The sequence below is a fragment of the Umezawaea endophytica genome (assembly GCF_025061645.1).
Taxonomy (GTDB): domain Bacteria; phylum Actinomycetota; class Actinomycetes; order Mycobacteriales; family Pseudonocardiaceae; genus Umezawaea; species Umezawaea endophytica.
Window position 1 is genome coordinate 526,422 of the sequence record NZ_JANYMP010000003.1, and the last position, 13,979, is coordinate 540,400.

Below are 13,979 nucleotides of genomic sequence, written 5' to 3' on the forward strand. Positions count from 1 at the left end.
GCGCGAAGGACTAGCCGTTGGCGGCTGCCGGATCGGCCGTCGCGGCCGGACAGTGGAGGGCATGAAGACGTCCACGCTGCTCGGCGATCCCACCCTGACGGTCGAACCCGGCGACCAGGTGCGCTGCGCCGTCAGGGTGCACAACGCGGGCGGCGTCGTCGACCAGTTCACCGTGGACGTGATCGGGGACGCCGCCGCCTGGACCGAGGTCACGCCCGCCTCGGTCAACCTCATGCCCGACGGGCACGTCGAGGTCGAGGTGGTGTTCTCCCCGCCCCGCTCCACCGACGTCGCGGCCGGGCAGCACCACGTCGGCCTGCGGGTCCGCTCGCGGGAGGACCCCGACTCCTCCTCGGTGGAGGAGGTCGTCGTCGAGGTCGGCGCGTTCGCCGAGCTGGACGCGGAACTGCTGCCGTCCAAGCGCAGGGGCCGTCGCGGCGCGCGGTACCGGCTGGCGGTGGAGAACGCGGGCAACACGCCGATGCGCGTCGAGGTCGACCCGTTCGACCCCGAGGACGACCGGATCGACATCAGGTTGAACCGCGAGTCGTTCACGCTCCACCCGGCCACCGTCGCGCTGGTGACCGTGAAGGTGCGTCCCTACCGCGGTTTTCTGCGCGGTGAGCCGAGGCAGCACCCGTTCGAACTGAGGTTGGCCGCGGAGCCGACCGTGGAGTCGGACGTCGAGTGGACGCCGCTGACCGTCAGGGGCGAGCTGGTCCAGGAGCGGCTGCTGCCCGGTTGGGTGCTGCCCGTGCTGGCGGTGGCGCTCGTGCTCGTTGCGGCGCTGGGCGCGCTGTGGGTCGCGGTCGTCGCTCCGGGCATCAAGTCCATCGCCTCCGAGCAGGCCGCCAACGCGTCGCTCGCGGCCTCGATGGCCAACGCCGCGGCGGACAAGGCCAACGGGTCGGCCGAGGACGCGGCGGCCGACCTGAGTTCGGCCGCCGCGATCACCTCGACCACTCCCCCGCCAACGCCGTCACCGCTGAGCTTCCGGGTCGCCACCTTCGCGCCGCCGACGACCGACGGGTCGTTCCAGCGCTTCCCCTACACCGCACCGGACGGCAAGGCGCTGGAGATCGGCGACATCGTGCTGCAGAACCCGCGCGGTGACGTCGGCTACCTGCGCGTCCTGATCGGGGAGACGGTCCTGCTGGAGACCGGGCTGGCGAACTTCCACGACCTGACCTACGCCTACAGCACCAGGCTGCGGGTGCCCGCGGGCCAACAGGTGGTGGTGGCCGTCAACTGCGTGACACCCGGACAGGGTTCCGCGCGCTGCACGGCCGCGGCCTCGTTCTCCGCGATGCTCCAGCCCTGAGCGCGTTCTCCTTCACTGAGCACGCCTCGCGAAACCGTCCCGGACGGCCGCGCGGGGGCGTGCTCGCAGAGGTGTTCCCCGCCGCCCTGACCGGGAGCGACAAACCATGCCGCAGTCCAAGCCCCCACCCACCCCGTCGACGAGCCCGCTGACCGAACTGGTGCGCACGGCCGCGGAGGCGGGGCACGTCGGGCGGGCCGTGCTGGAGCACGTGGTCGTGCTCGTCGCCGCACGGGTGTCCGAAGTGGACTGCGAGGGAACACCGGGCGCCGTGGTGCCCGGCGACGCGGTCGGGCTGGCGCTGGTCGTCGTCGACGTGCTGGCCGGGTTCCTCGCCCTGCGCGCCGACGCCGACCTCCGGGAGGCGCTGTGCCGGGTCGCCGAGAGGTTCTGCGCCGCGATCACCGACCGGGTGTCGGCCTGGGCGGACCGCCTCGCCGCGGCGGGCAACACGTCCACCGGTGAGGAACTGGCCTCGTCGTGGCGGGCCGTGGCGGACGAGATCCGCCACCACGTGCGCGCCTGCCGGGCCGGGAACGGCTGACCGGCCCCTCCCGGAAGCCGGGAGGGGCCGGTCGGGTGCTTCCCCGTCAGCCCCGGCGCCTGCCCGACCGGCGCGAGACGAGGAGCAGTCCGCCGCCGAGGAGCAGCGCCGCACCGCCGAGCGCCAGCAGCGGACCGAGCCCGCCCTGACCGGTGTAGGCCAGTCCTCCTGGCGTGTTCGACCGTCCAGGCGAGCCGTCCGGGTTGCCCTGCTGGTCGCCGTCGGGCGACTCGTTCCCGCCGGGGGTCGACTCCACCGAGGTGCGCACGGCGTCGGCCGCGACGGCCACCGGAGTGCCGTCCGGCGTGGTCGCGGTCACCGAGACGACGTTCTCCACGACACCGGCGCCCGCGTCCAGCGCGGTGATGGTGTAGCTGCCACCGCAGGTCATCGTGGCCGCCGGAGCCAGCACACCGGGCTGCGCGGGCAGGCACGACAGCGCGGGCTCCGGACCGGCGGGAGCGGTGAGCCCGGCCGCCACCTCGACGGCGTCGAGGGTGAGCGAGCCGGTGTTGGTGACGACGATCGAGTACACGACGACGTCGCCGGGATCGTTGCGGGTGTTGGAGTTGCGGTCCTCGATCGCGCTGACGGAGGCGACGGCGCTCACCCCGCCCGCCTTGCTCATCCCCGTGCTGACCTGCGCCGGTCCCGCGGTGACGGGCTGGCCCGCCGGGTCGACGGCGGACGCGGACGCGGTGGCCACCACCGCGCCGCTGTCCACATCGGACTGCGTGACGGTGTAGTCGCCCGTGCAGAGCAGCTTCTCCCGCGGTGCCAGGGTGACCGGGTCCGCGACCGAGCAGGTCAGCACCGGGGCGGGGCCCGCGGGGGCGACGACCGACGCCGCCGCGACGACCTTGTCCAGGGACACCGTGCCGGTGTTGGTGACCTCGACCGAGTAGGAGATGACGTCACCCGCGTCGGTGCCGCCGTTGGTGTTGGTGTCCGCGATCCCGCGCACCGCGGCGGTGATCGCCATCGCGGACGCGCGCACCAGGTCGGTGCGGACGCTCACCGGGGTCGAGGTGACCGACTCGCGGTCCGGCGACGTGCCCGTGGCCGTCGCCCGGTAGACCACCGCGCCGCTGTCCACATCGGACTGGGTGACCACGTACGTGCCGGTGCAGGACGTCGTGGCGCCGGAGGCGAGCCTGGCGGGCTCGGCGGGCGAGCAGGTCAGCTCCGGCTCCGGGCCCGCGGGTGCGGTGAGTTCGCCCGCGACCCGCACGTCGGTGAGCGTGACGGCGCCGGTGTTGGTCGCCGTGACCGCGTAGGTGATCCGGTCCCCCGCGTCCACCTTGCCGTTGACGTTCGCGTCGTCGACGGCCGAGACCGTCGCGGTCGCCACCAGCGCCACGGCCTGGGACAGCTTGGTGACCACCCGCGCCCGCGCGGACTCGACGGTCTCGCCGTCGCGCGCCAGGCCGGTGGCGGTGGCGGTGTTGGCGACCTCGCCCTCGTCCACGTCGGCCTGCGTCACGGTGTAGGACCCGGTGCACGTCGTCGTCGCGGTCGGCGCCAGCGTGGCGGGCGCGGCGGGTTGGCAGGTCAGCGCGGGCGACGGCCCCGCGGGCTCCTCCACGGCGTCGGACACCGCCACCCCGGTCAGGGTCACCGTGCCGCTGTTGGTCACCACTGCCGAGTAGTCGATCCGGTCGCCGACGTCCGTGCGCCCGTTGGCGTTCACGTCGACGACCCCGGCGACCGACAGCGCCGTGGCGAGGCGCGGGCGCGGGGTCAGGCGGGTCTCGACCGCCTCGGGCGAGGAGCTGACCACCTTGCCCGCGCCCGCGCGGCCCTTGCCGGTGACCGACGCCGTGGCGGAGATCGCGGCGCCGGGGGTGTCCACGTCGGCGGCGGTGATCGTGTAGCCGGCCGAGCACACCACCGTCGCGGTCAGCGGGAGCCGGGCGGGTTGTGCGGGGTCGCAGCGGAAGCTCAGCGGGGTCGTGGCCGCGCCCGCGACCGCGCCGGAGGGTTCGACCTCGGTGAGGGTCGAACTCCCGGTGTTGGTGGCCCTGAGGCGGTAGTTGACGGTGTCGCCCACGTCGTTGACGCCGTTGCCGTTGCGGTCGGTCACCGAGGTGGACTCGAACTCCGCGGACAGCGCGGAGGTGTCCTCCAGTTCCAGGGTCGTCCCGCTCGACGCGCTGATCGCCGCGCCCGGCTGCTGGCCGTCCACCGACGGCACGGACCCGGTGGCGGTGACCGAACTGGTGACCGAGCCGCGGGTGAAGTCCACCCCGCGCAACTCGTACCGGCCGGTGCAGGTGAGCTTCGAGCCCGCCTCCATCGTCGTCGGCGGCTGCACCGGCAGGCACGACAACGACAGCGGCGTTCCGGTCTCCGGGTCGACGGTGGCGAGCAGGGCGACGTCGGACACCTTGCGGCTGCCGGTGTTGCGCACCTCCACGTGGTACTCGACGTCGTCGCCGATGTCGTCGTGCTCGGTGGAGTTGCTGTCGACGACGACGGCCGTGGTGGTCACCGCCAGCGCGTTGGCGTCGACGATCACCCGGCCGTTCCCGTCCTGGGCCGCTCCCTGGTAGGCCACCTTCACCGCCCCCTGGGCGCAGGAGGAGCCGCCACCGCCGCCACCCCCACCGCCGCCGTTGTACCCGGCGCCCTCACCGCCCGCACCGCCGGCGCACCCGCCGCCGCCACCCCCACCGCCGCCACCGCTGCCGCTGGCGTTCCCGCCCCGGCCGCCCTGGCCGCCCGCGACGGCACCGCCGCCACCGCCGCCACCGCTGTTGCTGCCGCTGCCGCCACCGCCCGTGTCACCGGCGTGGCTCCCCGCGCCGCCACCGCCACCACCGCCGTAGCAGCCGTCACCTCCGCCACCACCGCCACCGCCCGCCTCGGCGAGCACCGTGCTCCCGCGCAGGACGGCACTGCTGCCGCCGCCCGCGCCGCCGCTGCGGTAGTTGCCCGCGCACGGGTTCAGCCCGCCCCGGTCGCCTCCACCGGTGCCGTAGTGGTGGCCCTGGCCTCCTTGGCAGCCCACGACGAGGCTCAAGCGTTCCAACGGGGTCACCGCGATCGTCGCGATCACCCGGCCGCCGTTGCCCGCGTCCGCGCGGTCGTCACCCGAGTTGCCCTCGGCACCCGTGATGTCGACCTGGAGGCTGGTCGCCCCGGCGGGCACGACGTAGGGAACGGAGGTACCGCCGTTGCAGCCCGCGGTGACCGTGTCGGCCACCAGCGCGACCTCCGGCGCGCTCCGCGGTCCCGCGAGCGCGGACGCGGCGATCAGCACCCCCACCGCCGCCGCGGCGGGGAAGCGCCACGCCCTCGGCGGTCGATCCGGGTGCCGACGGCGGAAGACGTTCTTGGTCCCAGCAGACATGGCACTTCCCGTTGTCGTCGACCGGCGGGCACGAGCCCGAGAGGAGCGCGACGCACGCGCGAAGACGAGTCTGCAACGGGAGACCACCGCACCCGCACGCCCAACAGCCAAGAATTCGGGCAGACGCAAGGCTTCCCGAGGAAGGCCGGACGTGCGGGTGCCTCCGCTACCGCTTGCGGCCGACGGCGGCGAGCCCGCTCAACCGCTCCGGGTTCTCGCCGACGTCGTGGGCCGACTCCGGACGCCACTGCGGGAGGAACACCACACCGGGCTCGACGATGTCGAACCCTTCGAACAACCCCTCGACCTGCGCGCGGGACCGCATGCTCATCGGGGTCGCCGTGCTCCGGTAGAGCTGACTGTGCTCGTCGGCCTCCCTCGGCTGGCCGTCGGTCGTGGCGTGCGACACCACCAGCGCGCTGCCCGGCGTGACGACGTCCCCGTAGGCGGCGACGATCCCCGCGGGGTCGTCCGCGTCGGACACGAAGTGCAGCACCGCCACCATCATCACGGCCACCGGCTGCGACAGGTCCAGCAACGACCCCACCTCGGGCGAGTTCAGCACCACGTCGGGACGGCGCATGTCGGCCTGCACGACGGCGCAGCGCGGGTCGTCACCGAGGATGAACCGGCTGTGCGACACCGCGACCGGGTCGTTGTCGACGTACACCACACGGGCGTCCGGCGCTCCGGACCTGGCCACCTCGTGCACGTTGCCCACGGTCGGGATGCCGGACCCCAGGTCGAGGAACTGCCGGATGCCCGCCGCCACGCAGTACCGCACCGCGCGCCGCAGGAACGCGCGATTGGCCTGCATGATCAGCGGCAGGTCCGGCCACAGCCCGATCGCCCGCTCGCCCATCGCCCGGTCCACCGCGAAGTTGTGCGCCCCTCCCAGGTAGTAGTCGTACACCCGCGCGGCACTGGGCCGCTCCAGGTCGATCCCCTCGGGTACCGCCGCCACCTCGTCCGACACCACGCCCCCTGATCCCTGCCGCACGGCCGTGAACTCCCACCACTACGGTGGTGACGCACCGTATCCGACTGGTGCGGCGCTGTGGAGAGCCGTCCCCGGTCACCGGGCGTAGGAGCCGAGACCGATCAGGCAGTACACGGTCTGGGAGGTCGGTACCCCGTTCCGCAGCCAGGTCACCGAGTAGGTGTACTGGGTGTCCGGCACGGCGTCGCACTTCGACATGTCGGCCGTGCCGGGGAAGAAGTCGATGGAGCGGTAGTGCGCGTCGGGGCTGCCGCAGTCGACCTTCGCCACCCCTGAGGCGACGCTGCCGGAGATCTCGCCGCTGAAGCACGTGCCCGGTGTCGGCGGTGGCCGCAGCGTCGAGGTGATCCGGTGAGCGGGCAGCGCGGGCAGTGCGACCAGCACCGGCGACGGGGCCTTCCCGCTCGCCACGGCCACCAGCGCGGACGGCCGGTCGGCCGGGTTGGGCCAGATCACGAACCCCACCACCGCGCCCGCCACCACGGCGAGCACCACCAGCGACTTGACCCAGAGGGAGACCCGGCGGATCCGCACGTGGAAGGCCTGCTCCTCATACCCTCCAGGACCGGACACGGGATCGCGATCAGCGCTGCCCGCGGGCACGTCGACCCGGACGCAGTCGGTCTTCACGTAGGCGTCGGCGGTGGCCCCGTCGCGGGCTTCGGCGCGGTCCACCCACACCGGCACGGGCCCCTTGCGCCGATCGCGAACCGCCACGCCCACGATGCCCGCGACGAGCACGAACACCAGCAGGCCACCCAGGACGATGCCTAGCCACGCCCACTTGCCCAGCGTCGCGGGCTCCTCCGGCAGCGAGGCGAGGACCTCCTGGGCCTGAGGAGTGCCGCGGACGCCCAGCCAGGCCCGGCTCGGCCCTTCGAGAGCGCGGCCGTTCGCCGAACCCGCCACCGCGGCGGCCACGTCGGGCCACCGCTCACGGAGGGTCGCGTCGTCGACCTCGTGGTAGGGGACCTGGCTGAAGTCGACGCCGCCGTAGACGTAGGTGTGGGTGACGATGTAGTCGCCCGCCTCCTCCTGGTGGGAGGCGGTGAACTCGCCGTTGGTGTAGGAGGCGACGTAGTCGTCGAAGACCTTTCGGGGCGACCACGGTTCACGAGCGGGCCAGGCGTGGGCGTCGCCGCGGTCGATGTACCCGGCGTAGGTGGTGACCTGCCGGGAGCTCAACTCCCGGTACCAGGCCGCAGCCACCCGGCTCAGGTGCACGCGGCGCAGGTCCGCGTACTCCGGCGCGCTGTCCACGGCCTTCTGCACCTGCGGCAGGATCAGCCGTCGGTAGACCCGCTCGTTGTGGTCGAGCACGTCCTGCCCCGCGGAGTCGCACGCGGGGTCCGCCTGCCCGTGATCGCGCCGGTACTCCGACTCCAGCTTCACCTCCAGCGGCGCGTCGAGGATGTGGATGCTGTCGTCGCCGGTGTGCACGGTGGCGGGCGCGGGCACGATCCACTGCCGGAACGACAGGCACACCTGCTGATCGGCGCCCGCGCGCAGGCTCTTCCAGAACTCGGCGCCCACCTCGGTGTCGGGGTGGATGAACCGGCCGACGCTCCTCTTCAGCTCCAGGTCGGCGCGCAGCATGATCCGGCCCGCGTCGGTGTCGGCCAGTGCCGGGTCGATGATCCGGTCGGGCTCGGCGGGGTTGAGGTTGACCCAGAACTTGTCCGTGCTCAGCGACAGCCACACGAAGAACGCGTCCGAGGCCTGTGCCAGGGTGACCCGTCCCGCCTCGTGGTTGACGGTCTCCGGGGCGGTGGCGCCGCGCACCGAGTAGCGCAGTCCCTGGTCCGGGCCGGGGTCGGCGAGGTAGCGCAGTTCCACGGTCGACAGGTCGATGCCGCCCGTGTCGCCCGGTGGTGGGGCGCGACCGCTCAAGGTGTCGACCAGGGGGCCCTCGTTGGGCTCGGCGGCGGTGGCGTCCGAGACGACGGCGCTGAGGGTGGATTCCGGCAGTGGACCGATCCTGGCGCCGTCCGCCCGCCACCCGTTGATCGTCTTGTTGATCTTCTTCGTGGCGGCTCTGGCGAGGGTGTGGTCCTGCCCGACGGTCGCCTCCGGCCCGGCGCTCCCGTCCTCCACCTCCGCGGCGTTGTGGATCTTCCAGTTGTAGTAGAAGAAACGCAGGTCGGGGAACAGCGGAGGTGTCGCGTCGGTGCCGCGGATCGCGTACCAGCACTGGTGGCCGGGAGTCACGCAGAATTGCCGCTCCGACTCCCCGACCGTGACGAGGTGGTTCACCCCGCGCAGCGACGTCCAGTGCGCCAACAGGGGTTCGCTGTGGAACTTCTCGTGCTCCCCCGGTGACAGCCCCAGCGATTCCCGCGAACCGACTTGGAAGCCGTCGAGGTCGAACTCCTCGGTGCGCAGCAGCACGCCGTCCCGGAACACGTCGAAGACGATCTTCGGCGGGTCAGGCGGGTTCAGCCTGCTGGTGCTGGCGACGGCCACCGCCATCCGCGCGCCGTCCTGCTCGAAGAGCACCACCGCGACGTTGCGCCCGTTGGTGACCTCCGCGTGTTCCCGGCGGTACATCTGGATGTACTTGGCGTACGGCGAGTCCCCCCAGTACTTCTGGTAGTACTCGACCGCGCTCGCCGAGCCGTTCCCCGCGCTCGGCTGGGCCGCCACCGGAACGCTCGCGCCCATGACGGCGAGCAGGGCGAGCAGCAGGCCGAGGAGGCGCCTCGCGGTCACTCCGACACCACCTCGTCGAAGTACTCCTGCCACGGGGTGCAACCGGGACCCATCGACGGCGGGTCCAGGTCGGCCAGCGTGGCGCGCAGGTCGTCGACCTTCGCCTCGCGCACGTCCGGCCGCGCGCCCCCGAGATCGCGGAGCAGGTGGTCGCAGAGGCCCAGCGCGTGCAGGAACAGCGGCAGGCTCGAGTTGATCAGCCGGGGTGTTCCCGACTGGACCACCCACACGGCCCCCTGGTCGACGTCGACCGCGATGGGCACACCGTGGTCGAGGCCCAGAACCGCGAATTCGCGGCCGCGGAGGTGCAGCGGCGACTGCGGCGCCAGGTCGTGGAACCGGGCGTTCCAGCAGTTCTCGGCGGGCAGGCCGACCGATTCGACGAACTCGCGCAGCACGGGGGGAAGATCCGGGTGCCGCGCGGTCCGCGGCACCCGGATCAGCTTTCCCGCCCAGAGGGCACGAGTTCGTTCGACCAGCTCGGGATCCAAGGCGAACATCGTCGAAACCTAGGGAAGCGTCCCGGTCGCGCGGGCGTGATCGATCCCGAATCACCCGGTCCAGCGACAGCCGGGTTCAGCGGACGCCGACCGCCGGGCGCTCCTCGTGTTCGGGCTCCCGTGCCTGGAGGGTGGTGCCCTCGACGTCGAGCCGGGGCAGCCAGCGCAGCCACCGCGGTAGCCACCAGGCGCGTTCGCCGAGCAGGGCCATGGCCGCCGGGACCAGCACCATCCGGACCACGAAGGCGTCGACGAGGATGCCCGCGGCCAGCGCGAAGGCGATCGACATCATGGTCGCGTCCGCTCCGGGGAAGAACCCGGCGAAGACCGCGAACATGATGGCCGCCGCCGCGACCACGACCGGGGCCGCCTGGCGGAAGCCCGTGCGGATCGCCGTGGTGTTCGGTTCACCGTCGCCGTGGGCCTCGTGCATCCGCGAGACCAGGAACACCTGGTAGTCCATCGCCAGGCCGAACAGGATGCCGACGACGAGGATCGGGGTGAGGCTGATCAGCGGGCCGGGGTTGTCGACGCCGAACAGGTCGCCGAACCAGCCCCACTGGAAGATCGCCACGGAGGAGCCGAGCGCGGAGCCGATGGTGAGCAGGAAGCCCAGCACGCCCACCAGCGGCACGAGCAGGGACCGGAACACCAGGACCAGCAGCACGAACGCCAGGCCGACGACGAGCGCCAGGTAGCCCGGCAGGGCGGCGTTGACGGTGGTGGCCACGTCGACGCTGACGGCGGTCTGCCCGGTGACGTAGGCGCGGGGGCCGTCGCCGCGCGACAGGTCGCGGATCTCGTGGACCAGGCGCTCGGTGGCCGCGCTGGCCGGACCGGACTCGGGGATGACGGTGAGCAGTGCGGCGGTGCCGTCGGCGTTGGGCACCGGGTCGGTGACCGCCGCGACGTCGGGCAGGGCGGCCAGCGGGGCCTTGGCGTCGGTGGCGGCCCCCAGCGCGCCCGCGCCGTCGAAGAACACGGTCAGCGGTCCGTTGAAGCCCGCTCCGAAGGCGTCGGCGAGCAGCTTCTCGGCCCGGCCCTGGGTCGTGCTCTCGGTGGGCGTGGCGGCGAGGGTGGTCTGCAAGGAGAACAGCGGGATGCTCAACGCGCCGAGCGCCGCGGTGGTAAGCACCAGCGCCACCACCCGCCCGCGGGTGACCCCGTCGATCCAGCCGCGGAAGAAGCCCCGGTCCCGGTGCGCGGGGGTCGGTTCGCCGACCGGCGCGGCGCGCTCCTTGCGGGGCAGCGCCCTGCGGCCGAGGAGCGCCAGCACCGCGGGGACGAGCGTGGTGGCGATGAGCACGGCGATGACGATGGTGAAGGCCCCGGCGACACCCATCTGGGTGAGGAAGGGGATGCCCGTGACGAACAGGCCGACCAGGGCGATGACGACGGTCAGACCGGCGGTGACCACGGCGGCGCCCGCGGTGCCCACCGACGTGGCGACGGCGGCTCCGACGTCCTGGCCGCGGCGCAGCTCGTGGCGGAAGCGGCTGACGATGAACAGGGCGTAGTCGATGCCGACCGCCAGGCCCAGCATCGTGGCGAGCAGCGGGGTGGAGGCGGTCAGGTCGACGAAACCGGTGGCGATCTGGATGCCGCAGACGCCGACCCCGACGCCGACCAGCGCGGTCAGCAGGTTCATCCCGGCGACCGCCAGCGCGCCGTAGGTGACGACCAGCACGACGAGGGCCGCGAGCACGCCGATGAGCTCGGCGGAGTGCGCCCCGCCCTCGCCCACCCGGACGGCGTCCCCGGACGCCTCGACGGTCAGGCCGCCGCCGCGGGCCGCGGCGACGGCGTCGGTGAGGGCGTCGCGCTGGGCGTCGGTGAGGTCGAAGGCGCTGACCTCGTAGGTGACGGTGCTGTAGGCGGTGGTCAGGTCGGCCGACAGGGCGGTGGGCGTCGGCTGGAGCGGGTTGGTCGCCGAGGCGACCCCGTCGAGCCCGGTCAGCCTGGTGACGAGGTCGCCGACGGCGGCGGTGTTGGCCTCGGTGGTCAGCGCCTGTCCCGGCGGGGCCTTGACGACGATCCGCGCGGACGCGGTGTCACCGCTGCCCCCGCCGAACTCGCGCTTGATGAGGTCCATCGCCTCGACCGACTCCTGGCCGGGCAACGAGAAGGTGTTCACCGTGGTGCCGGACAGTTGACCCGCACCGACACCCGCGCCGATGAGCACCACCAGCCAGGTGAGGATGAACAGGGCCGGGCGCCGGTACGCCGCGGCGCCGACGCGGAAGAGCAGGCGTGCCACGGTGATCAGCCCTCCGCGCGGTCGGGACGGGACGGGCGGGAGGTGGGGACGCGGTCGGCGAGCGCCGGAACGTGGAGGCGGGACATGGCTTCCAGCGTGTCTCCCTCCCCCGCGGACGGCATCGCTCGTCAGGTGGCTTTCCCGACCCCGTCCGCTAGTCCTCGCGAGCTAGGTCCTCGGCGTCGCGAGCACCGCGGCGGTGGCTCCGCGACGTGGATGTCCTGGTGCGTCGACGTCGACTTTCGTCATCGCGTAGTCCTGGAGAACTAGTGGCGGTCTCCGGGTATCGATCCGGCGGCCGATGCGGTGCGGGCGCACGGAGAGCATCCTGGGGAGGTGTCGTCCAGTGTGGAACCTCCCAGCCGGTCGTCCCGGTGGCACCCGCACGAGCAGGTCGGCACGACGACCCCGCTGAGGGCGGCCGTGCGGGACGTCTGGCCGGTGCTCACCGTGGCCCTGCTGGGCCTGCTGGTGCTGCGCGATTCCGGGATCACCGCCCCCGTCTGGCTGGTCGTGCTGGTGGTGGTCGTTCCCCTGCTCCCCGCCCTCGGTCGGCACCGCGGTCCGGTGCCCGCCTTCCTCGGCACCGCCGCGTGCGCGGTCGCCGCCTTCGCCGCGCTCGGGCTCAGCGGTCACGAACTCGTCGTCCCGGTCCTGGCGCTCACCGTCTGCCTGGTGACCGTCGTGGACCGGGAACCGGACCGGGTCGTCGTCCCGGCGGTCGCGCTGTGCCTGCTGTTCGACGCCGCCACCGTGCTGACGCCCATGGTGCCCGCTCCGGGAGCCACCAGGCCGGTGTACGCCCTGGTGGCGCTCACCGGGGCCGCCGTGCTGCTGGGGCGCAACCGCCGGGCCAGGCGGGCCGTGCTGGCGGGGCTGCGGGAGCGGGCCGAGACCGCCGAGCGCACCAGGTACACGCTCGCCCAGGCCGCCGTGGCGGAGGAGCGACGGCACATCGCCCGAGAGGTGCACGACATCGTCTCCCACAACATCGCCGTGATGACCAACCTGGCCGACGGCGCCGCGGTCGCGTTGCGCCGCAACGCCAGACCACCCGCCGCGCTCACCGCGGTCGAGGCCATCGCGGGCACCGGGCGGGAGGCGATGGAGGAGATGCACGCCCTGCTCGGGGTGCTGCGGGACCCCGGTGAACGCGACGAGCCCACCCGGCCGCCCGCACCGGGGATCGAGCAGTTGCCCACCCTGGTGGAGCAGGTCAGGGCCGCCGGTCTGGACGTCGCGCTGGTCCGGCACGGGGACTCCCGCCCCGTCGGCGGCGGCACGTCCCTGACGGCGTACCGCCTGGTCCAGGAGGCGCTGAGCAACAGCCTGCGGCACGCCCGCGACGCGCGGTCCGCCGTGGTGACGCTCCAGTGGTCGACCGATCAGCTCGTCCTCGACGTCGTCGACGACGGGGCGTCCCCCGGCGCGGCGCCTGCCGGGGGCGGGCACGGCCTCATCGGGATGCGCGAACGGGTGCTCGCCCACGGTGGGACGATCACCGCGGGTCCCGGTACCACCTCCGGGTGGCGGGTCACCGCACACCTCCCGCTGGCGACACCTCACGTGGGGAGTTCGGGATGACCACGGTCGTGCTCGTCGACGACGAACCGCTGGTCCGGCTCGGCCTGGGCATGGTCCTGGACGGCAGCGACGACATCGAGGTGATCGGCCAGGCTGGCGACGGCGAGGAGGCCGTCGCCCTCGTCGGGCGGTTGCGGCCCGACGTCGTGGTCATGGACATGCGGATGCCGGGGACCGACGGCGTCCAGGCGACGCGGCAGATCGTGGCGTCCGGGCTGCCCAGCCGGGTACTGGCCCTGACCACGTTCGACCTCGACGAGTACGCGTTCGCCGCCCTCCAGGCGGGTGCCAGCGGGTTCCTGCTCAAGACCTCCGACCCCCGGCACCTGGTCGACGCGATCCGCACCATCGCCCGCGGTGACGCGGTGGTCGCGCCGCGGGTGACCCGGCGGCTGCTGGAGACCTTCGCCGAGCACCTGCCCACCGGCGACTCCCCCACCACCGACCCGAAGGTGGCCCGGCTGACCGACCGCGAACGGGAGGTCCTCGTCGAGATGGCCACCGGCAAGTCCAACGCCGAGATCGCCCGCGACCTGTTCGTCTCCGAGTACACCGTCAAGGCGCACGTCGCACGGGTGCTGGGCAAGCTCGAACTCCGCGACCGCACCCAGGCCGCCGTCTTCGCGTTCCGGCAGGGCCTCGCGCGGTGACCGTCAAGGCGTGTGCGTCCGATCGACACCCCCTGAAGGTCGCGAGTGGACAGTCCACTCGC

Annotated in this window: 9 protein-coding genes; 4 read left to right on the forward strand and 5 right to left on the reverse strand. The window is 73.2% G+C overall.

Features of this window, described 5'->3' with window-relative positions; genetic code table 11:
- Window positions 1–61: 61 nt before the first annotated feature.
- Both NZH93_RS09680 and NZH93_RS09685 read left to right on the forward strand, forming a co-directional pair.
- Entirely contained in the window at window positions 62–1,321 is a 1,260-nt protein-coding gene (locus NZH93_RS09680) for a COG1470 family protein (RefSeq protein ID WP_259622636.1), read from the forward strand.
- A 106-nt stretch (window positions 1,322–1,427) separates the two neighbouring features.
- A complete protein-coding gene (locus NZH93_RS09685; RefSeq protein ID WP_259622637.1) occupies window positions 1,428–1,865 on the forward strand; it encodes a hypothetical protein in 438 nt (145 codons plus the stop codon).
- A 46-nt stretch (window positions 1,866–1,911) separates the two neighbouring features.
- Here the strand turns inward: NZH93_RS09685 and NZH93_RS09690 are convergent, their stop codons facing one another.
- The 5 genes from NZH93_RS09690 to NZH93_RS09710 form a co-directional block, all read right to left on the reverse strand.
- On the reverse strand, window positions 1,912–5,217 hold the full coding sequence (locus tag NZH93_RS09690; protein WP_259622638.1) for a CLIPPER-2 domain-containing protein: 3,306 nt from the start codon (window positions 5,215–5,217) through the stop codon (window positions 1,912–1,914).
- 166 nt (window positions 5,218–5,383) lie between these two features.
- Window positions 5,384–6,196 carry an SAM-dependent methyltransferase gene (locus NZH93_RS09695; protein ID WP_308214183.1) on the reverse strand — a complete coding sequence of 271 codons (813 nt, stop codon included), beginning with the start codon at window positions 6,194–6,196 and terminating at the stop codon, window positions 5,384–5,386.
- 96 nt (window positions 6,197–6,292) lie between these two features.
- Window positions 6,293–8,926, reverse strand: a complete 2,634-nt coding sequence (locus tag NZH93_RS09700; protein ID WP_259622639.1) for an LppU/SCO3897 family protein — start codon at window positions 8,924–8,926, stop codon at window positions 6,293–6,295.
- A complete protein-coding gene (locus tag NZH93_RS09705) occupies window positions 8,923–9,426 on the reverse strand; it encodes an SUKH-4 family immunity protein (protein ID WP_259622640.1) in 504 nt (167 codons plus the stop codon). Before NZH93_RS09705 ends, NZH93_RS09700 begins: the two co-directional genes overlap by 4 nt.
- A gap of 76 nt (window positions 9,427–9,502) precedes the next feature.
- The gene (locus NZH93_RS09710; protein ID WP_259622641.1) at window positions 9,503–11,683 is read right to left on the reverse strand and encodes an MMPL family transporter; all 2,181 of its coding nucleotides are present in this window, start codon (window positions 11,681–11,683) and stop codon (window positions 9,503–9,505) included.
- 348 nt (window positions 11,684–12,031) lie between these two features.
- Between NZH93_RS09710 and NZH93_RS09715 the strand changes: the two genes are divergently transcribed.
- Both NZH93_RS09715 and NZH93_RS09720 read left to right on the forward strand, forming a co-directional pair.
- Entirely contained in the window at window positions 12,032–13,267 is a 1,236-nt protein-coding gene (locus NZH93_RS09715; RefSeq protein WP_259622642.1) for a sensor histidine kinase, read from the forward strand.
- Window positions 13,264–13,917, forward strand: a complete 654-nt coding sequence (locus tag NZH93_RS09720; RefSeq protein ID WP_259622643.1) for a response regulator — start codon at window positions 13,264–13,266, stop codon at window positions 13,915–13,917. Before NZH93_RS09715 ends, NZH93_RS09720 begins: the two co-directional genes overlap by 4 nt.
- Window positions 13,918–13,979 lie beyond the last annotated feature (62 nt).